Source organism: Amycolatopsis lurida, from assembly GCF_900105055.1.
Taxonomy (GTDB): Bacteria; Actinomycetota; Actinomycetes; order Mycobacteriales; family Pseudonocardiaceae; genus Amycolatopsis; species Amycolatopsis lurida.
Genome location: NZ_FNTA01000004.1, coordinates 3,019,233 through 3,041,579, shown reverse-complemented (window position 1 = coordinate 3,041,579; position 22,347 = coordinate 3,019,233). Strand labels below are relative to the sequence as shown.

Here is a 22,347-nt window from a genome sequence, read left to right as displayed (position 1 = left end):
TGCGCGGTGTGTGCGCGTCCGTCCGGCGAAGGTCATCCCCAGGGTGGAGATCATCGAGCCAGATGGACGCCGAGTCCGTTCTGTCCGGGGGCGAGGTCGTCACGCAGGATCAGATCGTCGTCGTAGTCGCCCTCGTTCTGGGGACGGAACGGGATCGGGTCCTGAGTGGCCAGTGTTCGCAGTCGTGCTCGCAGCGATGCGGCGGCGGCTTCGAACTGCTCCGGTGAGAAGCGGTCGGCACCGCAGATCGTCAGCGGGGGAAGGACGGACATGCCCGCGTACCAGAGTGTCCCGTGCTGCAACGGGAACAGCAGGTCGCCGATATCGCCGTTCACCCCGCGCGGACCGATCGTGGCCTCAGGCGCCCCGGCGGTCAGCACGACCATGGCGCGCTTCCCGGCCAGCGCTCCTTCGCCGTAGCGCGCCGTCCGGCCGTCGGGCCGCTGGACACCGTAGGCGAAACCCTTGACGAAGACGCGGTCGAACCAGCCCTTGAGGATGGCGGGCATTCCGTACCACCACAGCGGGAATTGGATGATCACGGCGTCCGCCCACGCCAGTTTTCCGTGCTCGGCGCGGATGTCCTCGCCGAGTTCGCCGGTCTCGAAGGCGTTCTTCGACGTCGAGCCGACGACGAGCCGGTCCGGGGACGCGGCCCGGCCGAAATCGTCGGCGTCGACGACGGGCTTCCACTTCATCGCGTACAGATCGGATTCCCGAACGTCGGCGCCCTGCGCGCGGAGGGCACGCAATCCCTCGTCGCGCAGCGATCCGCCGAGGGAGCGGGGTTCCGGATGGGCGAAGATCCACAGCACGTTCATGGTCTCACCGTCGCGCGTTCTTCCCGCCGGGACGAGTGGCCCGATGGACAACATGTGCAAGAATCGAGCCATGGGCTCTTTCGTGCATCCCAGCCGCCATCGGGTCGCCGTGTTGGTCCGCCACGGAATGCTGGTGATGGAGCTGGGGATCGTCACCCGGCTGTTCGGCACGGCCAAGTCGGCCGACGGCGAGCCGCTCTACGAGGTCGTCACCTGCACGCCGGAACCAGGGCAGATCCGGACGGACGCCGACGTCACGATCTCGGTCGCGCTCGGCCCGGAGGTGCTCGCCGAGGCCGACACCGTGGTCATCCCGGCGTCGTCCACCGAATACGAACCGTCGGGGCACGACCTCACCGAACCACTCGCGCGGGCGCTGGAGCTGATCCGGCCGGACGCCCGGATCGCGTCGATCTGCACAGGTGCCTTCGTGCTCGCCGCCGCCGGGCTGCTCGACGGCCGCAGGGCGACCACGCACTGGCGTTCGGCGCTGGACTTCCAGGCGAAGTTCCCGAAGGTCGACCTCGATCCCAACGTGCTCTACACCGACGACGGGAACGTCCTGACCGCGGCGGGCGTCGCGTCCGGGATCGATCTCTGCCTGCACATGATCCGCTGTGATCACGGTGCCGCGGTCGCGAACGAGGTCGCGCGCGGCACGGTCGTGTCGCCGCACCGCGAGGGCGGGCAGGCGCAGTTCATCCGGCGGCCGGTGCCGGAGCCGCAATCCTCCTCGACCGCGGCGGCACGGGCCTGGGCGCTCGAGAACCTGGGCCGGCCGCTGACTCTGCGCGAGCTGGCGGCGAAAGAGGCGATGAGCACCAGGACGTTCACGCGGCGGTTCCGCGACGAAGTCGGGATTTCGGCGTTGCAGTGGCTGACCCAGCAGCGGATCGAACGGGCGCGTCAGCTGCTCGAAGAGACCGATCTGCCGGTGGACAAGGTCGCCACCGAAGCGGGTTTCGGCACCGCCGCGTCGCTGCGCCAGCATTTGCAGGCGGCGTTGGGGGTCTCGCCGAGCGCGTATCGGAACACCTTCCGCGAAGCCGTCTGAAAGCAGCTGACCTCCTGGTAACTTACCCAAAAATAAGTTCCGGAGGTGGTCAGTGAAGGTCCTCAAGCTCGCCGAACGGGTGCTGTTCGCCGGTGCCGCGATCGGCACGGTGTACTCCGCGAGGACAGGCAATCGGAAGCTGCAACTCGCGACCAAACCGGCCGCGGTCCCGGTGCTCGCCGCCAGGGTCGCGCGTTCGCGCGGGCTCGCGCCGGGGGAGAAGGGCCTGCTCGTCGCCGCGTTGATCGCGGCGGGCGCGGGCGACCACTTCATGGGCCGGTCCGACGAGGACGGCCAGCTGATCAGGGGTGCGACGTCGTTCGGTGTCATGCAGGTGCTGTACTCCACGCTGTTGTGGCGTCGCGGTGCTCGCCCGCGCGCGGCGACCGCGCCGCCCCGGCTGGCGGCGTGGGCCACGGCCGCGGTCGCGATGGCGGTGCCGAAGCCGTCTCCGGTCTCTTCGGTGCTTTCGGTCTACGGGGGCCTGCTGAGCACGACGTCGACCCTCGCGGCCGACCCGGTGCTGGCGCCGAAGGCCAAGGTCTCGGGCGGGATGGTGATCCCGTCGGGTGACCGCCGTACCTGGATCGCCGCCGGTGCGCTGCTGTTCTCCGCGTCGGATCTGGCGATCCTGATCCGGCGCGACTTCGTCACCAGCGAGCGGGTGCGGGCCAATCTCGAAACCTTCGTGCTGACTTCGTACCTCGCGTCGCAGTGGCTGCTCGTCGAAGGCATGACCGCGGAAAGTTAAGCACATGCTTGACTATCGTCCGGCGTGGCGGATAGTTAAGCATGTGCCTAACCAATGCATGGACCAGGTGTTCAAGGCGCTTTCCGACGGAACGCGCCGCGAAATGATCGAGCGTCTCACCCGGGGACCCGCCTCGGTGGGGGAGCTCGCGCAGCCGCTGTCGATGTCGCTGCCCGCCGTGATGCAGCACCTCCAGGTGCTGGAGGCCAGCGGGCTCGTCCGGTCGGAGAAGGTGGGGCGCGTCCGCACCTGCCACCTCGAACCGGACGGCCTGCGGATGGCCGAGGACTGGCTCGGCGGGCAGCGCACCGGCTGGGAACACCGGCTCGATCGCCTTGGCGGCCATCTGGACACCGACGAAGGGAAACGGTCATGACCGTCAAACACGCCACTTTCACCCTCGAGCGCGTCTACCCCGTGGCGCCGGAACGTGTCTTCGCCGCTTGGTCGGATCCGGCCGCGAAAGCCGGGTGGATCACCGCGCCCGGTGGCGGGCACTCGCTGGACTTCCGGGTCGGCGGCCGCGAGGTCATCAGCGGCCCCGCCGACGGCAAGCGGCTGGTTTTCGAAGCCCGCTACGAGGACATCGCGGAAAACGAGCGGATCGTCTACGCGGGGACGCTCTCCGCGGACGACGTCCTGGCGACCGTGTCGGTCACGACGATCCTGCTCGAAGCAGCGGAAGGCGGAACCCGGCTGACGGTGATCGAGCAGGGCACCTTCCTCGACGGCCACGAGGAGCCGAGCTGGCGGGAGCAGGGCACGGGCGACTGGCTCGACGCACTGGGGAAGGCATTGTCGGCAGTATGAACACATGCTGACAGCTGAGCTGATCGTCGACAGTCGTGTCCCGTCGAATCCCGCGCTCTCCCCGGATGGACGGTGGATCGCCTACCAGGTCTCGACCATCGCGCGAGGCGTCCCGGAAATCTGGCTGGCGGCCGTGGACGGCGAGGAAGAGCCGCGGAAGCTGGCCGAAGGGGCCTCGCCCCGGTGGTCACCGGATTCCCTCTATTTCCTCCGGGACGGGCTGATCCACACGGAGGACGGGCCGCTGTTCGCTTGGCGGAGCGAGATCACCGCGTTTCTCCCGATGCGCGAGCGGATCGTGTTCATCGCCGAAGACGAGACGCCCCCTCCGGCCGTCTGGGTCTGGAGTGAAAGTCTCCGTCCGGCGCGGCTGCGGAGCTTCGACCCGCGAACCGGTGAGATCACGACACTGCTCGAAGACCACGTGGTCGACGTCGCCCGCCGTCAGGACGACGGCGCGCTCGCCGTCGTCACCTGGCCGACGCCCGAACTTGATCCCGGCGGGCTCGAACCCCGGCTTTCCTTGCTGGACCTGGAAACCGGTGAGCGGCGTGAGCTCGGCCGGGTCCCGGTCGAAGCCTGCAGCCCCGTTTGGTGGCGGGGCGGCGACGGCTGGCACGTCACGTATCTCGCGACCCCCGAAATGATCGGCGGTTGGGCGGTCTTCGACGTCCCTGTGGAAACGGGAGAACACCGCGACCTGACACCGGAATCGGCCTGTCCGATCAGGCTCACGCAGGTCGATTCCGGCGCTCCGCTGATGCTCGTGGCCGACGGGCTCGACACGGCCCTGCATCGGCTCGGCGAAGGCGCAGTGTCGTTGTGGCGCGGGCAGGCGGACGCGATCTCTTCGAACGGCGAGATCGTGGCTGTCGTGCTGAGCACCGCCGATCGCCCGAAAGATGTCCACTGTGGACCCGTCGGCGGCCCGTTGGAACGAGTGAGCGATACGGCGCCGGAGCTCGCCGATATTCCTTGGGGGCCGCAAGAACGCTTGTCCTACAAAGCTTCCGATGGCCTGACACTGGACGGACTGCTCGTTCTCCCGCCGGGAAAGACCCGGGAGGACGGGCCGTTCTCCCTGATCGTCGCGCCGCATGGCGGACCGTACGACCGGTACGCGGACGGCTTCATGCTGGGCTGGTACCCGTCGGCGCGGTGGCTGGCCTCGGCGGGACACGCCGTCTTCCTGCCGAATCCCCGTGGGGGGCAAGGTCATGGGCACGAGTTCGCCGCTTCCGTCGCGGCACGGGTAGGGCTGGAGGAATGGAGCGATCTCGAGGCCGGGATCGATCTCCTCATCGCGGAAGGAGTGGCCGACCCGGAGCGGCTCGGGATCGCGGGCTGGAGTCACGGCGGATACCTGACGGCCTGGGCCGTCGGGCAGACCCGCCGGTTCGAGGCGGCGCTGATGGGGGCCGGGATCTGTGACTGGGGAATGCTCGCCGCGACCGGTGAATTCGGCCCCTTGGAAGCCGGGCTCGGCGGAAGTACCGGATGGGAAGGGACTGGTCCGCACCGGCACGATCAGCTCAGCCCGATCTCCTACGCGTCGAAGGTCGAGACCCCCGTGCTGATCGTGCACGGTGCGGACGACACGAACGTCCCGTTGTCCCAGGCGGAATTCTTCCACCGCGCGCTACGGCACTTCGGCGTCGAACACGACCTCGTCGTGTATCCCGGTGAAGGGCACAGGATCTCCGAACGGGAACACCAGCTGGATCTGCTCCGACGCACCCGCGAGTGGTTCGCGCGGTTGCTCTAGCCTTGCGGTTCGCCGGGGACGTACGTGCCGAAAGTCCATTCGTAGCCTTCGAGGTCGTCGACGCGGCAGCGGTAGTTGCCCCATTCGGTGTTCACCGGTTCCCAGACCGCCGTCGCGCCGGCTTCGAGGGCGGAGGCGAACACGGCGTCCACGGCTTCCTGCGTCGGAAGGCTCACGTAGAGGCCGTGGCCGACGGTTTCGCCCTTGCGTGCCGGGCGGTCGCAGTCCTCCTCCGCGCTGAACACGATGATCCGGACTCCGCCAAGCCGCAGTTCCGCGTGCAAAATCAGGCCCTTGTCGTCGGGGTACTCCGTGGTGGTCTCGAAGCCGAAGGCGCGTTCGAGCCAGCGGAGGGCCTTGGGGGCGTCGTTGTAAGCGAGGTAGGAGTGGAGGGCGGCGGTGCGTTCCTGGGTTTCGGTCATGGGCACAGCCTCGCAACCGACGCGGACAACCACGGTCCTCGATTCCCACCGGATTCTTCACCAGAGCAACCGCAGACCGAGCACGGTGATGAGCGCGCTCGACGCCAGCGCCGTCACCAGCCGCCCCCGGCGTCCGGTCAACGCTTTGCCGAGTACGGCGCCGCCACCCGCGAGGAACAATTGCCAGCTGGCCGAAGCCGCGAACGCCGCGGCCACGAAGACCACGTGTTCCGCTCCGCTCGCCGCGGCCATGTCCTCGCTGCCGAGTACGAGCGCCGCGAAGTAGACCACCGTCGTCGGGTTCAGCAGCGTGATCCCGAGCAGGCTCACGTAGGCCTTCACCGGCCCGATCGTGACCGGCTGCGTGACCTCGGCTTTCGCGGAGTCGCGGAAGTTCCGGATTCCGGTGAGTCCGATGTGGACGGCCAGTGCGAGCAGCACCACGACCGACGTCCAGCGCAGTGGTACGGCGATCGGCTCGATGACGGGGATGAGCCCCCCACCGCCGAGAACCGCGACCAGCGCGTACAACCCGTCGGCCGTGGCGACGCCGAGCGCGGCGTACGCGCCGATCTTGAGCCCCGATCTGGCCGTCAACACCACCAGATAGGTCGCGACCGCGCCCACCGGGATGGCGATGCCATACCCGGCGAGCAGGCCCGCGACGAGCGCGGCGCTCACGGCCGGACTGGTGTCGTCCTCCGCCAGGACCCGGCCTGCTGCTGCACCCGCACCCGTCGGACGACGGAGGACGGGGTCAGGAAGGCGAGGGTCGAAGTCATGGGAGAAGGATGCGAACGGACGGCGCCCGGCGCAACACATTTATGAGCGAGGTGGGTTTCGGGCCGTCAGGAGTCAAGGGGGTCGTGAGTGGTAAGTGTCGTTCTAACGACACTTACCACTCACGAGAGGGCGGGCTGCAGAGCGGCGTCCAGATCAGCCAGCAGCTTGGCCTTCGGCCGGGCTCCGACGGTCGTCCACACTGGACGCCCGCCCCGGAAAAGGATCAGCGTCGGCAGCGACATGACCTGAAAATTCCGTGCCGTGAGCGGGTTTTCGTCGGAATTGAGCTTGCGGATGAGCAGCGATCCGGCGCGTTCCTCGGCGATCTCCGCGAGCACCGGCGCGATCATGTGGCAGGGCGGGCACCATTGCGCCCAGAAGTCCACCAGGACGGGCGTGTCCTGATCCAGGACGAGCTCTTGGAAGGTTTCGTCGGTGACGACGGACAGGGACATTCAGGCCTCCTCGTTTCGCGGCGTGACGACGCACGGTCCCGGCGGCGTTTTCAGCGCGCCCGCCAGCTTGGTCAGCAGGCTTTCCCGTACGTCGTTGAGCCGGGCCAGACAGGCGTCCACCTCGGCGAGTTTGCGTTGGTAGACCTCGATCGAATCGGCGCACGAGTCACCGGTCTCGTGCCCGGCGCGCAGGCACTCGACGAACGGCCTGGTGTCTTCGAGGCTGAGCCCGACAGCTTGCAGCGTCAGGATCTCGTTCACCAGACGGTAGTCGTCCTCGTCGTACTCCCGGTAGCCGTTCGACGCGCGCCGTGCGTCGAGAAGCCCTTGTGACTCATAGAAACGCAGCGCGCGGGTGGTGGTTCCGGTGCGCGCGGCGAGTTCGCCGATCCGCATGGAGCCGAGCGTAAACCTTGCCCTTGGCGTCAAGGCAAACGTTCAGTCGTCGAGATCGACCCGGATGGTGAGGAGGTTCGTGCCGATCGCCCGAACGGCGGCGCTGTTGACCGTGGGCAGGGTCTTCAGCCGGGCGCGGGGGTCGTCTTCGGGGAGCAGGCGCGCCGTACCGGTGTGCCACCGGCCCTTGAGCCGGACCCGGACCCGCGGATCGGCCTGGATGTTGCGGACGTACTGCGACTTCTCACCGAATTCCGAGACGATCCAGAACGAGCGGCCCACCCGGCGGCCACCGATCGGCGTCCGCCGGGGCTCCCCGGATCTGCGGCCCGTGGTCTCCAGGACCGGCTGGGACGGCAGGCGGACGAGGATCGGGTTGCCGACATGGCGCTGGAAGGTGGTGGCCACGCGGTGCTTGATCTCGTGATAGCGGGACATGGTTCCAGGGTGCCCTACGCTCGCGCCATGGTGAACGAGTCCGACGTGGACCTGGGGGACGGGACCACACTGCACACCTACGACACGGGCGGGGCCGGCCGGGTGGTCTTCTGGCACCACGGCACCCCGAACATCGGCGCCCCGCCGGTCCCGCTGTTCGCGGCCGCCGAGCGGCTCGGGCTGCGGTGGGTCTCCTACGACCGGCCCGGTTACGGCCGTTCCTCGCCGCGGCCCGGCCGAGACGTCGCGTCGGCGGCGTCGGACGTCGAGAAGGTCGCCGATGCTCTGGAGATCGAGCGCTTCTCGGTCTTCGGGCATTCGGGAGGCGGCCCGCACGCGTTCGCCTGCGCTGCCCTGATGCCGGATCGAGTGACGGCGATGGTCTGCGTCGCGAGTCTGGCCCCGTACGACGCCGAGGGGCTCGACTGGTTCGCGGGGATGGGCCCGGCGGGAGCCGGCTCTCTGCGGGCAGCCGTGGCGGGCCGGGCGGAAAAGGAGCGGTACGAGGCGACCGCCGACTACGACGCCGACATGTTCACCCCGGCGGATCACGCGGCCTTGGCCGGTGACTGGAACTGGGTGCTCGACGTGGTCGGTCCCGCGGTCGAGGGCGGGCCAGGCGCGCTGATCGACGACGATCTCGCGTACGTCGCACCGTGGGGGTTCCAGCCGTCCGACGTCCAGGTCCCGGTTCTGCACCTGCACGGTGGCGCGGACCGGATCGTGCCGGCCGCACACGGCGAATGGCTGACCCGGCAGTGCGCCACGGCCGCGTCGCGCGTCTTTCCCGAGGACGGGCACGTGTCGGTCCTCCGGCACGGGGAGGCCGCGCTCGAATGGCTGGCCGAACGCGCGTGAGCTGCGACGTCGTCCTGATCCGGCACGCCGAGTCCGTTCCGCCTTCGCCGGGAAGGCCCGACGACCCCGAGCGGCCACTGACCGCGGCGGGCGTGGCGGCCGCGGTCAGTGGCCGCGCACGAGCTCGCCGCGATGAAGCCGACGGCGGTCGTGTCGAGTCCGTACCGGCGAGCGGTCGCGACGGTCGAGCCCGCGGCCAGGAAGGCCGGGCTCGAAGTCACGACCCGCTGGGAGCTACGCGAGTGGGACTCGGGCTTGGAGCCGACACCGGACTACGCCGGGCACTACGAGCGCAGCTGGGTGGATCCGGATTTCGCGCGGCCGGGCGCCGAGAGCCTGCGGCAGCTGACGGCACGCGCGATGGCCGCCGTCGATCGGCTCGCCGAGGAGTATGACGGCGGTGTCGTGCTGGTGGGCAGTCACGGGACCTTCGTGTCCCGCTTGCTGGCCGGTGTGCGGACGGGGATCGGCTGGCCGTTCTCCCGGGACATGCCGATGCCCGCCATCCACCGGCTGCGCCGGCCCCACGAGCACTATCCGGCGCCGAAAGCGGCGCGAAGCGACCTCTCGTAGTCCTGTCGCGAGAACGTCAGCTCACCGATGCTGCCGTAATCCCAGTCCCGGTACGTATTGCGCAGACCCGACCACATCACCGTGTCCTCGCCGAGCGCGATCTTCGCCACCAGCGCCCAGCAGTCGTCGATACCGCAGGTGCACCCCAGCAAGAGGTGCTCGTCGTCTTCGACGCCGTGTGGAACGCGATCCGGCGCCCCGCCGAGCAGATGCTCGGCGGAAAGACGCGTCGAGGGAGCGTAATCCCCGGCGAGCAAAGGGGCGGGCTCCGACGGGCATTCCTCGATGCGCTCCTTCTGTTCCGCGAGCGCGCCGGGAAGTTCGGCTTCGCGCACCAACTCCAGGAAAGAAACGCCGTCGATCAGGAATCGAAGCGACGTTTCCCGCTCGGCCGGTCTCCGGGAGACCCTGCGGAACTCGATCGAACGCATGGGCGCCACGGTAACCGCCGGTGCCGGGGTAACGGGGGTTCTGGCCGGTTCAGGCCGCGGGCCGTCCCGCGCCGGTGTAGTCGTCGCCCTTCGAGTGATACGTGTGGATCTGGACGGCCTGGCCCTCGGTGGGCGCGTTGATCATCAGCCCGTTCCCGAGGTACAGCCCGACGTGGTGGATCCGCGTCGCCGGGTTCCCGTAGAACACGAGGTCCCCGAGTTTCGGCTCGCCGGGCACCTGCGGCAGCGCCCGGAACTGGCTGTCCGCGGTCCGCGGGAGCGAGATCCCGGCTTCGTCGTAGGACTTCTTGGTCAGCCCGGAGCAGTCGAAGCCCGCCGCGCCCGCTTCGGGGCCGTTGCCGCCCCACACGTACGGGAGACCCAGCTGACCCAGGGCGAACCGGGTCGCCTTCACGGCCGGGCTGGCGGAACGTGCCGGATCGAGGGACAGGGTCGCGTACAGCTGAGCGTTGCCCAGGACCCGCTGGCGGAACAGTTCGGCGTCGTTGCCCTTGCCGCCCTGGTAGCCGGCGATGGCCTTCCACCAGCCGTTGCCGCCGCCCAGGTCGGCTCCGGAAGCGCACAGGGCGCGGCCGGCGGCGACCGAGGCGGAGTCCGGATCGGTGAGCGCGGGTTTCGCGATACCGGGGATCGACGCGCCGTGCTTCTTCCACTGCTGCGCCGACAGGCCGAGGGGGTTGTCGCCGCCGCGCCCGTGGTTCGAGCTCGCCGCGCCGATTCCGGCGAGGGTGACCCAGGACAGGTGGCAGTTCGGCTGCTCGCCGCGCAGGGCCAGTTCGCCGTTCGCGTACCCCATGAGCGATTTCGCCGGGATGTCGAGCGCCCCGGCGAGCTTGTTCGCCCACTCTTCGAGCGGCCGGGCGCCCTTCGGCGTCTCCTGCGCCTTCACCGGTGCGCTGACTTCTAGCACCGACGGGCCCGCGCCGCCGCCGACGGTGGCCGGATCCTGCTTGGCGGCCGGAACGGGAATCGGCTGGCGCCCGTCCGCGGGTGCGGGATCGTTGCCGCCCGCGAGCAGCCAGCCCGCCGTCGCGAGCCCCGCGACCAGGGGGAGGGCGACCAGGCCGCGCATCGCCACGCCGTGTGCCCACGACTTCTTCCGGCTGGTTTCGGGCGCGCTCGGGGCCGGGTCGGGCTCAGTCACGCCGTCCAGGTTATTGGAGACCACCTCTGCGTAACGAGCGAACGCCTTGCACGTTAGGGGGACTCTCATATTCTGGACGAATGAGTGAGACGGGAGCGCTCGACGCAAGGCGTCTGGGTGCCACGCTGTCCGGCCGGTACGCCGCGATCCAGGTTGTGGCGAGTACCGGGTCCACCAACGCCGACCTGCGGGAAGCCGCCACGCGGGGCGCCGAAGACCGCACTGTGCTGATCGCCGAAGAGCAGACGGCCGGTGTCGGCCGCCGCGCGCGGCAGTGGGCCTCGCCGAAGGGGTCGGGCCTCTACATCAGTGTCCTGCTGCGTCCCGGCGGCGTTCCGTTCGCCAATTTGGGGTCACTTTCCGTGGTCGCGGGCCTCGCGGTCCGGGAGGTCGCCGCGGGCCTCGGCGTCGACGCCGTCCTCAAGTGGCCGAACGACGTCCTCGCCGGGCCCGAGCGCGCCAAATGCGCGGGCATCCTGGCGGAGGCCGTCGCCGGTGACGACACCACCGTGATTCTCGGTATCGGCCTGAACGTGCTGCCGCTCGGCGAGAACGTCCCGGCCGGGCCCGGCGGCCTGCCCGCGACCTCGCTGGCCGAGCAGGGCGCGACGGAGACCGATCGCGCCGAGATCGCCTCGCGGCTGCTCACCGGTTTCGACGAGCTCGAACGCCGCTGGCGGCTCGCCGGCGGGTCACTGGCCGAAGCCGGACTGCTCGGGGACTACCGCCGGTACTGCGCCACGCTGGGCCAGGACGTCGAGGTCCAGCTGCCCGATGGTTCGGCGCTGACCGGACGCGCCGCCGACATCGATCCCGCCGGACAGCTCCAGGTCGACGTTCCTGGTGGTGAGCGGTACACGGTGTTCGCCGGAGACGTCGTCCACGTGCGGCCCGCCAAGGCCTGATCCGTGCGTCTCGTTTTCCGGCGTCTCCTCTTCCGCCGGGACCGTTCGCCGGTACGGTGAGCTCACCAGCGCCGAACACACTTTGGGAGCGTCCGTCGTGGCCTATCCGGACGATTTGCTCAGCGAAAACGAGCACGTCGTGGTGCACAGTCACCCGCATTTCAAGATGCTGATCTTCCCGTTCCTCGCGCTGATCGTCACGCTCGGCGTGGGGATTTGGCTGGCCGTCGTCGCGAAGGACGCGACCGCCCCGTGGGACCTGATCGCCGAGATCGCGATCGCGGCGGTCGGGCTCGGTCTCGTCGTGTGGCTCTTCCTGGCGCCGTTCGTCCGCTGGCGGACGACGCATTTCATCGTGACCACGGACCGGCTGATCGCCCGCGAGGGGGTGCTCAAGCGGACCGGGATCGACATCCCGCTGTCGCGGATCAACAGCGTCCAGTTCGAGCACGGGCTGCTGGACCGTGTGTTCGGCTGCGGCACGCTGGTGATCGAGTCCGCTTCGGACGAACCGCTGAAATTCGACGACATCCCCAAGGTCGAGCGCGTGCACACGGTCATCTACCGCGAAGTCAACGACAACCCGTACGACGACTTCGCGCCGGGTGCCCCCGCGCCCCAGCAGACCGAACCGCTTCCGCCGCAGGGGCACCCGCCGCGCGGAAACCGGCGCCGCTGATGGGCACGCGAGAGCTGGGGCTGCCCGACCGCGTCCCGTCGGCCGCCGCGTTGCCGGAGCGGGTGACGATCTGGGAGGTCGGTCCGCGTGACGGTCTCCAGAACGAGAAGTCGATCGTCCCGGTCGAGGTCAAACTGGAGTTCCTGGACAAGCTCGCCGGCGCCGGGCTGACCACGCTCGAAGCAACCAGTTTCGTGAGCCCGAAATGGGTGCCGCAGCTGGCCGACGCCGAGCAGCTCCTGGCCGGACTCGAAAAGCGCGAAGGCGTCCGGTACCCGGTGCTCGTCCCGAACGAACGCGGGCTGGACAGGGCGCTGGCGGCCGGGGTCTCGCATATCGCGATCTTCGCCAGCGCCACCGAAACCTTCGCCAAGAAGAACCTCAACTCGACGGTGGACGATCAGTTCGCGATGTTCGAGCCGGTCGTCACCAGGGCGCGGGCCGAAGGTCTCGACGTCCGCGGGTACGTGTCGATGTGCTTCGGCGACCCGTGGGAGGGCGCCGTCCCGGCCGAGCAGGTCGCCGGAGTGGGTAAACGGCTCCTCGACCTCGGCTGCTCGCAGCTCTCGCTCGGGGACACCATCGGCGTCGCCACCGCGGGACAGGTCGAGGCGCTGATCGGGCAGTTCGCCGACGTCGGCACCCTGGCCGTCCATTTCCACGACACCTACGGCCAGGCGCTCGCGAACACGCTGGCCGCCCTCCGCTGCGGTGTGTCCACTGTGGACTCCTCGGCCGGCGGGCTCGGCGGCTGCCCGTACGCCGAATCGGCCACCGGGAACCTCGCCACCGAAGACCTCGTGTGGATGCTCGACGGCCTCGGCGTCGAAACCGGTGTCGACCTCGACGCGCTGGTGGCGACGAGCAAGTGGATGGCCGGGAAGCTGGGCAGGCCGAGTCCGTCCCGGGTGGTCAACGCGCTCGCCGGATGAGGTTCGCGGAACTCGCGGACGAGCCGCCCGCGCGGGCCTTGCCGCGCTTTCGGGTATCCGCCGACGAGACCGCCGGTCGGCGCTAAGGTCGTAACGCGTCCTGTCCGCTGCCTCCCCCGTCCACCGGTGGGGTCCGATTCCTTGGGGGAGGTGCGGTGACCGATCCGAGCGAGGCCGGAACGGGCCCGATCCGGCTGCCCGCCGAATACGACGCCCCGACCCCGCCGCACGGGGCACGCGCTCCGTACGCGCCCTCGCCGTGGCCGCCCGCGGTGGCGCCGCTGCGAGTGCCGTTTCCGCCCCAGCCCGCCGCTCCACCTCCGATGGGGGCCTTGCGGACCGAGCGGGAGAGCGTGATCGCGCTGTTCCTCGTGCACATGTTCCCCATCGGGCATCTGCCGGTCGCGATGGGCAAACCCGCGCGCCAGTTGCCGCTTCCCGAGGGCGGTTCCGGCCCGCAGGACCATCCCGAGGCGGACGTGCTCGACGACCTGGACGCGTTGTCCCACGTCAGCAGCGGTTTCCGGCGCTCGCCGACGGCTCCGGGCGTCACGCCCCCGGCCGAGTTGACCAGGGGCCACGATCCGTGGGGCGGAATGTCCGAAGAGGACTGGAAAGCGCGTTTCGTGACTGAGACGGGCTACCTGTGGCCGGACGACGCCCTTCCGGCGAGGCCCGTGATGCTCGAAGTGGGCACCCTTCTCGACCGCTTCGGGGATCAGCACGGCCGGCTCCTCGCCGAGGACGCGACCTTGTTTTCGATGCGTTCGCTGCCACCCGATCAGATCACCTCGTACCGGCGTTACCGCGTCGTGCGGGCGCTGCCGGTCTGGCGCTCGGTGACCGCCGGATGGTTCGGCCAGCCCGGCGGCGGGGTGTGCTTCCGCACCGTGCTGGGCGCCGATGAACTCGTCACGCTGGGCTTCCTGGCGGACGTCACGGGGGAGGTTCGGTGAACACGGGAACGATCCTGCGGTGGCTGGCCGCACTGGGCGTGCCGCCCGAAGTGGTGTCGGTCGGTGCGGAGACGGACAATGCGTGGTGCCTCATGCGCACCGAGGAGGAAGGCGCCGAGCCCGCCTGGGAGGTCTTCTGGCGGGAGCAGGGCAACCGGTACGACTGGGCCCGGTTCACCAGCGAGCAGGTCGCCTGCCACTACCTCTTCGGACGTCTCGCCTGGTCGCAGGTCGCGCGCGGCGCCGTCGGCCTTATGCCCGGGGCGCAGTGACCCCCGTCTTGGCGAGGAGTTGCGAAAGCCACTTTCGCAACGTTGAAGGTTGCGAAAGTGGCTTTCGCAACCCGGCCCGCCGCCCGCGCCTAGCCAAAGGTATGTCCCGAAAGCCACTTTCGCGACGTGTCACCCGCGCGGTCAGCGCTCCAGGATCGCCAAGACCTCGTCGTGCAGCAGACCGTTCGTCGAAAGCGCCGAGCCGTTGTCGTAGCGCGCTTCGCCGTTCAGGTCGCTGAAGCGGCCACCGGCTTCGGTGATCAGCACCTGGGCCGCGGCGACGTCCCACGGGTTCACGATGCATTCCGCGGTGACGTCGAGCGCGCCCTCGGCGACCAGGCAGTGGTGCCAGAAATCGCCGAAAGCGCGGCTTTCCCAACAGGCGTTCACGAGGTCGAGGTACTTCTCGCGGGAGTGGTACTCCACCCACGAGTTCAGGTCCGTTGTGGACAGATACGCGTCTTCGAGCGACGCGACCTTCGACACCGAGATGCGCCGCTCGCCGGCGGAGTCGCTCATCCAGGCGCCGTCGCCGTCGGCGGCCCACCAGCGGCGGCCGAGCAGCGGCGCGCTGATCATCCCCACCACGGGCGTGCCATCTTCGACCAGCGCGATCAGCGTCGCCCAGACCGGGACACCGCGCAGGAAGTTCTTGGTCCCGTCGATCGGGTCGAGCACCCAGGCGCGGCCGGTCGCCGCGGTGCCGCCGCGTTCCTCGCCGAGTACCGCGTCGTCCGGCCGGTCCGCGGCGAGGATCGCGCGGATGGCGTCCTCGACGGCGGTGTCCGCGTCGGTGACCGGCGTCCGGTCGGGTTTGCGTTCCACGGCCAGGTCGAGCGCGCGGAACCGGGCGGTGGTGATGGCGTCGGCGGCGTCGGCCAGCCGGGTGGCGAGTTCCAGATCATTCTCGTAGCCAGGCACGGTGACGATGGTTTCACGCCCGGCAGTCGTAGAGTTGGCCAGGTGAGCATGGTGCTACTCGCCGAGGACGACCCGGCCATCGCCGATCCGCTTTCCCGCGCACTCCAGCGGGAGGGGTACGACGTGCGGGTCGTCGGCGACGGGCCCGCCGCCCTCGACGCGACCGAGAGCGACCGGGTGGACCTGCTGGTCCTCGATCTCGGCCTCCCCGGGATGGACGGGCTCGAAGTGTGCCGCCGCCTGCGCGCCAGCGGCACCGAGGTGCCCGTGCTGATGCTCACCGCGCGCACCGACGAGGTCGATTTCGTGGTCGGGCTCGACGCCGGCGCCGACGACTACGTCGCCAAGCCGTTCCGGCTGGCCGAACTGCTGGCCCGCATCCGCGCGTTGCTCCGCCGCCGGGCACCGGACGTGCTCGAAGCCGGGGGAGTGCGGATGGACCTCGGCGCCCGGATGGTCACCGTGGACCTGCATGAGGTGCAGCTGGCGAACAAGGAATTCGAGCTGCTCCGGGTGCTGATGAGCCGCGCCGGCCAGGTGGTCAGCCGTGACGAGATCCTCGCCGAGGTGTGGAACGACCTCGAATCGAAGACCTCGAAGACCCTCGACATGCACATGTCGTGGCTCAGGCGGAAGCTCGCGATCGCGGCCGACGAAGCCGCGGGCAGGGCGGGCAAACCCGGCGGGAACGGCGACGGCGAACGGCGGATCGCCACGGTCCGCGGCGTCGGCTTCCGCTTCAACGCGGAATAGCATGCGCCGGCGCATCCTTCTGGCGATCCTGCTCGCCGTCGCGGTCACCGCGGCGGTGCTGGGCATCCCGCTGGGGATCACCGCGTGGCAGCTGGTCGAGAACCTCAACCGGGAGAATCTGGCCTCCTCGGCCCGCGGGATCGCGGCGACACTCGACAACGAGATCGCCGTCGGCCAGCCGATCAATCTCGATCTGCTCCGCGTGGGTGTCCCGCAGGGCGGTTTGCTGACCGTCCGCACCCAGGGGCAGATGGAGAAGCGCTACGGCACCGATCCCGGCCCCGACGTGGTGTCCGAGCGGGCGCCGATCGCGTTGCACGGTGAGGTCGAGCTGGCCGTGCCCGCCGGGCCGATGCGCACTCGCCAGACCCAGGTCACCCTGCTGGTGGTGCTGCTGGTCGTGCTGTCGGTGGGCACCGGCACGGTGGTCGCGACGGTGACCGCGCGAAGGCTCGCGAAACCGCTGAGACATGTCGCGGATCGTGCGGTCAAACTCGGCGGCGGCGATTTCCGGCCGGATCCCAAACGCTATGGCGTCGGCGAACTCGACATGGTCGCCGAGGCGCTCGACGCGTCCGGTTCGGCGCTCGCGCAGCTCGTCCAGCGGGAACGCCAGCTCGTCGGCGACGTCTCCCACCAGCTGCGGAGCCGGTTGACCGCGTTGCAGCTGCGGCTCGAACCGCTCACCGTCCACGCCGACCAAGACGTCGTCGACGAGGCGAAGGCCGCTCAGGAGCAGGCCGACCGGCTCGCCGAGGCCCTCGACGAGTTGCTGGCCGCCGCACGGGCGGCACGCGAGGTCGGCGCGGAACCGGTGAACCTCCAGGAAGTGCTTCCCGAAGTCTCCGAAGAGTGGCGGCAGCTGCTTCGCGCCGAAGGAAGGCATCTGCGGATCCGCGTCACCGACGGCCTCAGGGCCAGGGCGACGCCGGGCCGGTTGCGCGAGGTCGTCGGCGTCCTGCTCGACAACGCCCTGCGCCACGGCGCGGGAACGGTCACGCTCGCCGCTCGCCGCGGCGACACGGAAGGCACCGTCGTCATCGAGGTCGCCGACACCGGATCGGGAGTGCCCGAGGAGCTCGCGCCGCATATCTTCGAACGCGGCTTCTCCGGCGGCGGTTCGACCGGCGTCGGGCTCGCGCTCGCCCGCGCGCTCATCGAGGCCGACGGTGGACGGCTGGAGCTGTCGAGCAAGCAGCCCGCGGTGTTCAGCCTCTTCCTGAAGGTGCCCCGGCCGGGCGATGTGGCCGAGGTGCGCTGGCCCGCCGAGCGGGTCCCGCGCTAAGACCTCCCCAAGGATCTCCCGATCGGGCAATGCCGTGGCAGCGCGCCGACCTACCGTCGGGGGGTGCGTGCGACGGCGTTCCGCTACCACCCGCCGGTGAGTCCGGTGGCCGCGGCGACCCTGGAGATCGGCAAGGTGGTGGTCACCGTGGGGTTGTCCTTCGACGGCGCGCTGTACGGGTGCCGTCGTCCGCCCGGCGTGGTGGAGCGGATGGAGGCGGAAGCCTTGGATCTGCTGTCGAAGGGCCTGTTCGTCAGCGGGATCGACACGCCGGTCGCGACCGTGACCGGGGCGGCGGGACACCGGTTCGTCCAGCAGAGCGCCGAATTCCGGCCGCCGGACGCCCGGCTCTACCGGGGCATGTGCGGGGTCGGCGCCAGCAGGAACGGGCTGACCCTGACCGGCATCCTCGGCTACCGCCTCGAAGTCCGCGCGGAATGGGCGAAGCGGGCCGGTGAATGCGGCCCGCCCGAGACGGCCGCCGAATGGTGCGAGCTCTTCGGCGGGCAGCTGTCGTCCATCGGCGGGGTGGTCCTGCGGCGGTCCTCGGTGCTCAGTCTCGGTACTCCGCCGTGACCGTGACGACGAACGCCGCACGGGCGGGCAGGCCGAGGCCCGCCCACAGCCCGGTCGGATCGGTTCGCCCGAGGGCCATCCGTGCCTGCTGGTCGCCGACCATGAGGAACTCCGTCCCGAGCAGGATCCGTAGCGAGCGGTCGAGCAGGGTGTGCTCGTCCCGGACCTTGTCCGCCTGTGCGGTGACCAAATAGGACAGTTCGCAGCGCTCCGCCCGCACGGCGCCGGTTTCCGAGCCGGCGCCGTGCAGGGCGAAGAGGAACAGATCGACGCTCGACACCCGCGTCTCGGTCTGCCAGGCGGGTTTCGGCGGATCCAGCCGGACCACCGTCCCCTCCGGCAGATGGGGTGCGATGAGCAGGCACAACGCCTCGTCGACCTGGCTGATCACGGGGTCAGATCAATCCCTCACGCAGTGCGTATGCCACCGCGTGCGAGCGGTTCCGGAGCTGGAACCGGTTGGTCACGTCGTGCAGGATGCTCTTCACCGTGCGCTGCGAATAGCAGAGCTGATCGGCGATCTCCTGCGTCGAGAACCCCGACGCGACCAGCTTGAGCACCTCGGTCTCCCGGCTGCTCATGCCACCGAAATGCAGGCCGCGCGGCTGCAGCACCTGGCGTTGCAGCCGCGAGACCCGGTGCAGCAGCCTGCCGAGCAGGTCGGGCGGCAGCGCGCCTTCCCCGGCCGCGGCCGCCTTGATCAGCCGGACCAGGACGTCGGCGCCCGCCTCGGAACGGCGGGCGACCGCGCAGACGCCGTGTTCGATGGCGCTGAGGATCTCGTTGTCGTCGACTTCACCCGCGATGAGCACGATGCGGGTGAATCCTTGGTGGTGCAGTGCGGACAGCAGTTGCGTCATGGCCTCGTCGAGGCGGTCGGTGACCAGGAGGGCCACCATCGTCGGGTCGGCGGTCTCCCCGTCCACCAGCCAGACATCGTCACGGGAGCGGAGTGTCATGCAAACGCCGTTGTGCAAAATCGGATCGGTGGCGCGGACGACCACCGGTGTCCTGTTCGGTTCGAACATGTGATTCCCATTCCCCTCGAACTGTGCGAGGGTCCCACCCCTCGCGCTACTCACCCTGCCGGGTGAGGTGTCCCGGGCGCATGGGACTCCGGTCCCGGAATTGCCCGAAAAGCCGCCCTTATCGGGGTCGCTTTTTTCAGCGGCCCAATCCTGCTTCGCGGGCGCGCACGATCGCTTCGGCGCGGTCCGCGACGTGGAGCTTGCTGAAGACGTTCGAAATGTGGTTCCGCACGGTTTTCGGGCTGAGACAGAGAGTGCTGGCGATGGCGGTGTTGCTGTGGCCCCCCGCGATGAGCGAGAGGACCTCTCGTTCGCGGACGGTGAGTTCAGGGAACACCGTGTCCGTGCTCGGCTGAGAGTGGTTGAAGAAGCCGAGAACGCGCGTCGCGATATCGGGGCCGAAGATCGCTTCGCGCCTAGCGACGGCGTGAACGGCACGGATGATTTCGTCGGGCTCCGCGTCCTTCAGCAGATATCCGCGGGCTCCGGCACGCATCGCCGAGAAAACGGATTCACTTTCGTCGGCCATCGTCAGCATGAGCACGCCGACGTCCGGCCGTTCGGCGACGATGTGCCGGGTCGCTTCGGCGCCGCTGATATCGGGCAAATGCAGGTCCATGACCACGACGTCGGGACCGAGTGCGCTCGCCGCGCTGATGGCGTGCGCGCCGCTCGCGGCCTCGCCGACCACGTCGACCAGCGGTTCGTTGGCGAGCAGTGTGCAGACCCCGAACCGGAACAGCGGATGGTCGTCGACCACGAGCACACGAAGGCGTTCGTTCATACAGTTCCCCCTGTCTCCCCGACGCGGCACGTTAGCGAGAGGGCCGGGCGGCGGACAACGCGTGGTCCGGACAGCGGACCGGCGAAAATTAAACGCCTGATGAGTATCGCGTACTCGCGGTGGCTCGCCCAACCCATTAACCCTTTCGGCGCAAGTTCGGGTCTCAAGTCCGTGAAGGCCTCCTTGAGGGACTCTGGGTCCCTCAAGGAGGCCTTCACGGACCGGCGGGAGCCAGGGGATAGCAAAGGTCCCTTGCTCCCTTTTTGCAGGTCAGGCGAAGGCGGCGGCGTGCTCCCTGGCCCAGTCGGCGAACGTGAGCGGCGCCCGCCCGAGCAGTTCGCGGACGGTGTCGAACACGATCTCCTCGTTTCCGGCCGACTGCCGTTTGAGCTCGAAGATCCCGTCGACCGCCGAAGCGGGCCAGCCGTACCCGAGCATCCGGGCTCGCGAAGCGGCTTCGGGCTCTTCGATGTACGTCAGCGGTCGGCCGAGCGCGTCACCGAGGATCTCGACCTGCCGCCGAGTCGTGAGCGCTTCGCCGCCGGTGATCGGGTACGTCTGGCCGGCGTGCCCGTCGGTCGTCAGCACGGTCGCCGCGACTTCGGCGATGTCGCGGACGTGCACCAGCGCGGACGCCGGATCGCCTTCGGGGACGCGGACGACCCCGTCGCCGCGCACGGCGGGCAACCAGGCGAACCGGTTGTCCATGAACGTGCCGGGACGCAGGATCGTCCAGTCCGGCCCGGCTTCGCGTACGGCCTGTTCCGCCTCGGCGTGCACGAGGGAGATGGGGTCGGTCTGTCCGAAGTGGACTCCGGTGGTGGAGAGTTTGACGACGTGCGAGACGTCGGTGGCGGCCTCGAGCACGGCTCGCTCTTGGGCGAGCGGGTCCGAGCCGTGTCCGGAGGTCAGGACGAACACGCGGTCGACGCCGTCGAGCAGCGCGGGATCGAAGGCGTCGAGATCGCCGGGGGCGACCTCGGCACGCGGATCGACGCGGGCGCGGGCGGGGTCGCGTGTCAGGGCGCGCACGCGAGCGCCCCTGTCCAGCAGTGCGGGGACGAGTTCGCGGCCGATTTTGCCGGTGGAACCGAGTACGAGGATCATCGAAGGACTCCTTAGTGGTTGCGCCGCAAGGAAACGCGCGGCAGGAAGAGGGAAGCGGCGAGGCCGACCGCCAAGGCGGGGACCATCACCAGGAACACGCCGTCGAGCGCGGTGGAGTAACCGGCGGGACTGTCGTCGGCGAAGGCGTTCGTGAACACCGCGCCGTAAACGGTCAGCCCGGCCGTGGTGCCGAGGGAACGCAGGAAACCGACGGTCGCCGAAACGGCGCCGAGATCGGTCCTGGCGACGTTCTGCTGGGCCGCCATGGAAAGCACTTGCATGTTGAGCCCTGCGGCCGCGCCGAACACGACGAGATGGGCGACGACGAGCGGCAACGGCGTCATTTCGTCCATTGTGGACATAGCGAGCGCGGCGGCGAGGCCGAGGGTCATGCTGAGGATCGGTGCCCAGCGGTAGGCGCCGGTCTTGGCGATGACCCGGCCCGCGACCATCGACGACGCGGCGACCGCGAGGGTCATGGGCAGCAGCAGGAGCCCGGCTTCCGACGGTCCGGCGCCGCCCGCGGTCTGCAGGAAGAGCGCCAGGTAGTTGACCGACCCCAGGAAGACGAATCCGGCGGCGGCACTGGCCAGCACGCTCAGGCTGAACATCCTGGAACGGAACAGCCGGAGCGGGACGACCGGTTCGGCCGCCCGGCGTTCGATGAGCAGGAAGGCGACGAGCAGCACCGCGCCGATCGAGGCCGACAGCGGCGTCGCCAGGGTCAGCCCGACGATCCCGCCGGACAGGACGACGATGCCCGCGAAGTCGAACGGTGCGGTCGTCCGGCGTCGTTCGAGGCGCAGGAATCGCGCGACGACGCCGAACGCGGCCAGCCCGATCGGCACGTTGAGGCCGAAGATCGACCGCCAGCCCGCGAGGTCGGTCAGGACGCCGCCGACGACAGGGCCCGCGAGCGAAGACCCGGCGAAGCAGAGCGAGAACCAGGCGAAGTGGCGGGCGCCTTCGCGTCCCGGGAACAGTTCGCCGATGATCGCGGCGACGGCGACGAACAGGCCGCCGGAGCCGATGCCCTGCAGGACGCGGGCGGCGATCAGCAGTGGCATCGTCGGCGCGAGTGCGCAGGCGAGGGAGCCGAGGACGAACAGCGCGATCGCGGCGAGCACGACGCGCTTGCGGCCGAAGAGGTCACCGAGCTTCCCGTAGACGGGCGCGCTGACGCTGCCCGCGAGCAGGTAGGCGGTGGTGACCCAGGCGAACGACCCGGCGCCGCCGAGTTCACCGACCAGGCGCGGCAGCGCGGTCGCGACGACTTGGGCGTCGAGCATCGCCAGGAACACGGCGGCGAAGAGCCCGACGAGGGCAAGGGTGTTTCGGGCGCGCGGAGGCGCGCCGAGGGTGGTGCTCAAGAGAGAGATCCGTTCACTGGAAGAAACGAGGGAACGCGAGGGACGCGGAGCAGCGCA

The 22,347-nt window shown here is 69.6% G+C and carries 29 protein-coding genes; 15 read left to right on the top strand and 14 right to left on the bottom strand.

The annotated features are described in order from the left end of the window. Positions 1–50: 50 nt before the first annotated feature. Positions 51–821 carry an NAD(P)H-dependent oxidoreductase gene (locus BLW75_RS19160; RefSeq protein WP_034304785.1) on the bottom strand — a complete coding sequence of 257 codons (771 nt, stop codon included), beginning with the start codon at positions 819–821 and terminating at the stop codon, positions 51–53. 43 nt (positions 822–864) lie between these two features. Between BLW75_RS19160 and BLW75_RS19155 the strand changes: the two genes are divergently transcribed. The 5 genes from BLW75_RS19155 to BLW75_RS19135 are packed head-to-tail and all read left to right on the top strand — an operon-like array spanning position 865 to position 5,201. Beyond that, positions 865–1,875, top strand: coding sequence for a GlxA family transcriptional regulator (locus BLW75_RS19155; protein ID WP_034304787.1), 1,011 nt, complete (start codon positions 865–867; stop codon positions 1,873–1,875). A gap of 52 nt (positions 1,876–1,927) precedes the next feature. Then, positions 1,928–2,626, top strand: a complete 699-nt coding sequence (locus BLW75_RS19150; protein WP_034304790.1) for a lysoplasmalogenase family protein — start codon at positions 1,928–1,930, stop codon at positions 2,624–2,626. A gap of 58 nt (positions 2,627–2,684) precedes the next feature. Further along, positions 2,685–3,002, top strand: coding sequence for an ArsR/SmtB family transcription factor (locus BLW75_RS19145; protein WP_034304793.1), 318 nt, complete (start codon positions 2,685–2,687; stop codon positions 3,000–3,002). Continuing rightward, entirely contained in the window at positions 2,999–3,436 is a 438-nt protein-coding gene (locus BLW75_RS19140; RefSeq protein WP_034304795.1) for an SRPBCC family protein, read from the top strand. Before BLW75_RS19145 ends, BLW75_RS19140 begins: the two co-directional genes overlap by 4 nt. Positions 3,437–3,440: 4 nt before the next feature. Continuing rightward, positions 3,441–5,201, top strand: a complete 1,761-nt coding sequence (locus BLW75_RS19135; protein WP_034304797.1) for a S9 family peptidase — start codon at positions 3,441–3,443, stop codon at positions 5,199–5,201. Here BLW75_RS19135 and BLW75_RS19130 read toward each other — a convergent pair. The 5 genes from BLW75_RS19130 to BLW75_RS19110 form a co-directional block, all read right to left on the bottom strand. Further along, the gene (locus BLW75_RS19130; protein WP_034304800.1) at positions 5,198–5,623 is read right to left on the bottom strand and encodes a VOC family protein; all 426 of its coding nucleotides are present in this window, start codon (positions 5,621–5,623) and stop codon (positions 5,198–5,200) included. The two genes, BLW75_RS19135 and BLW75_RS19130, sit on opposite strands and share 4 nt — an antisense overlap. A 57-nt stretch (positions 5,624–5,680) precedes the next feature. Continuing rightward, on the bottom strand, positions 5,681–6,304 hold the full coding sequence (locus BLW75_RS19125) for a LysE family transporter (RefSeq protein WP_034304801.1): 624 nt from the start codon (positions 6,302–6,304) through the stop codon (positions 5,681–5,683). Between the two features lie 221 nt (positions 6,305–6,525). Beyond that, the gene (gene trxA, locus BLW75_RS19120) at positions 6,526–6,861 is read right to left on the bottom strand and encodes a thioredoxin (RefSeq protein ID WP_034304802.1); all 336 of its coding nucleotides are present in this window, start codon (positions 6,859–6,861) and stop codon (positions 6,526–6,528) included. Then, positions 6,862–7,257 (bottom strand): MerR family transcriptional regulator, encoded by a 396-nt coding sequence (locus BLW75_RS19115; RefSeq protein WP_034304804.1) that lies wholly within the window; start codon positions 7,255–7,257, stop codon positions 6,862–6,864. A gap of 42 nt (positions 7,258–7,299) precedes the next feature. Beyond that, positions 7,300–7,695 (bottom strand): nitroreductase/quinone reductase family protein, encoded by a 396-nt coding sequence (locus BLW75_RS19110; RefSeq protein ID WP_034304805.1) that lies wholly within the window; start codon positions 7,693–7,695, stop codon positions 7,300–7,302. 27 nt (positions 7,696–7,722) lie between these two features. On the opposite strand from BLW75_RS19110, the gene BLW75_RS19105 reads away from it, so the two are divergent. Both BLW75_RS19105 and BLW75_RS19100 read left to right on the top strand, forming a co-directional pair. Next, a complete protein-coding gene (locus BLW75_RS19105; protein ID WP_034304806.1) occupies positions 7,723–8,553 on the top strand; it encodes an alpha/beta fold hydrolase in 831 nt (276 codons plus the stop codon). Between the two features lie 108 nt (positions 8,554–8,661). After that, the gene (locus BLW75_RS19100; RefSeq protein ID WP_091597857.1) at positions 8,662–9,126 is read left to right on the top strand and encodes a histidine phosphatase family protein; all 465 of its coding nucleotides are present in this window, start codon (positions 8,662–8,664) and stop codon (positions 9,124–9,126) included. Here BLW75_RS19100 and BLW75_RS19095 read toward each other — a convergent pair. Continuing rightward, positions 9,087–9,557: a hypothetical protein gene (locus tag BLW75_RS19095; protein ID WP_091597854.1), complete on the bottom strand. Its 471-nt coding sequence runs from the start codon at positions 9,555–9,557 to the stop codon at positions 9,087–9,089. The two genes, BLW75_RS19100 and BLW75_RS19095, sit on opposite strands and share 40 nt — an antisense overlap. Before the next feature lie 49 nt (positions 9,558–9,606). Next, the gene (locus BLW75_RS19090) at positions 9,607–10,722 is read right to left on the bottom strand and encodes a C40 family peptidase (RefSeq protein ID WP_198935645.1); all 1,116 of its coding nucleotides are present in this window, start codon (positions 10,720–10,722) and stop codon (positions 9,607–9,609) included. Between the two features lie 80 nt (positions 10,723–10,802). On the opposite strand from BLW75_RS19090, the gene BLW75_RS19085 reads away from it, so the two are divergent. The 5 genes from BLW75_RS19085 (at position 10,803) to BLW75_RS19065 (ending at position 14,466) form a co-directional block, all read left to right on the top strand. Further along, a complete protein-coding gene (locus BLW75_RS19085) occupies positions 10,803–11,627 on the top strand; it encodes a biotin--[acetyl-CoA-carboxylase] ligase (RefSeq protein WP_034304808.1) in 825 nt (274 codons plus the stop codon). Between the two features lie 97 nt (positions 11,628–11,724). Then, a complete protein-coding gene (locus tag BLW75_RS19080; protein ID WP_034304809.1) occupies positions 11,725–12,306 on the top strand; it encodes a PH domain-containing protein in 582 nt (193 codons plus the stop codon). Next, entirely contained in the window at positions 12,306–13,238 is a 933-nt protein-coding gene (locus BLW75_RS19075) for a hydroxymethylglutaryl-CoA lyase (protein ID WP_034304810.1), read from the top strand. Before BLW75_RS19080 ends, BLW75_RS19075 begins: the two co-directional genes overlap by 1 nt. 155 nt (positions 13,239–13,393) lie before the next feature. Beyond that, positions 13,394–14,194 (top strand): TNT domain-containing protein, encoded by an 801-nt coding sequence (locus BLW75_RS19070; RefSeq protein ID WP_034304812.1) that lies wholly within the window; start codon positions 13,394–13,396, stop codon positions 14,192–14,194. Further along, a complete protein-coding gene (locus BLW75_RS19065) occupies positions 14,191–14,466 on the top strand; it encodes a hypothetical protein (RefSeq protein WP_034304813.1) in 276 nt (91 codons plus the stop codon). The genes BLW75_RS19070 and BLW75_RS19065 overlap by 4 nt, the downstream gene beginning before the upstream one ends. 141 nt (positions 14,467–14,607) lie before the next feature. Here the strand turns inward: BLW75_RS19065 and hisN are convergent, their stop codons facing one another. Further along, positions 14,608–15,396 carry a histidinol-phosphatase gene (gene hisN / locus BLW75_RS19060; RefSeq protein ID WP_034304814.1) on the bottom strand — a complete coding sequence of 263 codons (789 nt, stop codon included), beginning with the start codon at positions 15,394–15,396 and terminating at the stop codon, positions 14,608–14,610. Between the two features lie 39 nt (positions 15,397–15,435). On the opposite strand from hisN, the gene BLW75_RS19055 reads away from it, so the two are divergent. The 3 genes from BLW75_RS19055 (at position 15,436) to BLW75_RS19045 (ending at position 18,001) form a co-directional block, all read left to right on the top strand. After that, positions 15,436–16,140 carry a response regulator transcription factor gene (locus tag BLW75_RS19055; protein ID WP_034304815.1) on the top strand — a complete coding sequence of 235 codons (705 nt, stop codon included), beginning with the start codon at positions 15,436–15,438 and terminating at the stop codon, positions 16,138–16,140. Position 16,141: 1 nt separating this feature from the next. Beyond that, a complete protein-coding gene (locus BLW75_RS19050) occupies positions 16,142–17,425 on the top strand; it encodes an ATP-binding protein (RefSeq protein WP_034304816.1) in 1,284 nt (427 codons plus the stop codon). Positions 17,426–17,488: 63 nt separating this feature from the next. After that, a complete protein-coding gene (locus tag BLW75_RS19045; RefSeq protein ID WP_241783222.1) occupies positions 17,489–18,001 on the top strand; it encodes a hypothetical protein in 513 nt (170 codons plus the stop codon). On the opposite strand, the gene BLW75_RS19040 is transcribed toward BLW75_RS19045, so the two are convergent. The 5 genes from BLW75_RS19040 to BLW75_RS19020 all read right to left on the bottom strand — a co-directional run bounded on the left by BLW75_RS19040 (position 17,979) and on the right by BLW75_RS19020 (position 22,290). Beyond that, positions 17,979–18,392, bottom strand: a complete 414-nt coding sequence (locus BLW75_RS19040; RefSeq protein WP_034304822.1) for a hypothetical protein — start codon at positions 18,390–18,392, stop codon at positions 17,979–17,981. The two genes, BLW75_RS19045 and BLW75_RS19040, sit on opposite strands and share 23 nt — an antisense overlap. A 4-nt stretch (positions 18,393–18,396) precedes the next feature. Then, positions 18,397–19,029, bottom strand: a complete 633-nt coding sequence (locus BLW75_RS19035; RefSeq protein WP_034304824.1) for a helix-turn-helix transcriptional regulator — start codon at positions 19,027–19,029, stop codon at positions 18,397–18,399. A gap of 136 nt (positions 19,030–19,165) precedes the next feature. Then, positions 19,166–19,813: a response regulator gene (locus BLW75_RS19030; protein ID WP_034304826.1), complete on the bottom strand. Its 648-nt coding sequence runs from the start codon at positions 19,811–19,813 to the stop codon at positions 19,166–19,168. A 270-nt stretch (positions 19,814–20,083) separates the two neighbouring features. Beyond that, complete coding sequence (locus BLW75_RS19025) at positions 20,084–20,920, bottom strand: NAD(P)H-binding protein (protein WP_034304829.1); 837 nt, start codon at positions 20,918–20,920, stop codon at positions 20,084–20,086. A gap of 11 nt (positions 20,921–20,931) precedes the next feature. Continuing rightward, positions 20,932–22,290, bottom strand: a complete 1,359-nt coding sequence (locus BLW75_RS19020) for an MDR family MFS transporter (protein WP_034304832.1) — start codon at positions 22,288–22,290, stop codon at positions 20,932–20,934. Positions 22,291–22,347: the final 57 nt, after the last annotated feature.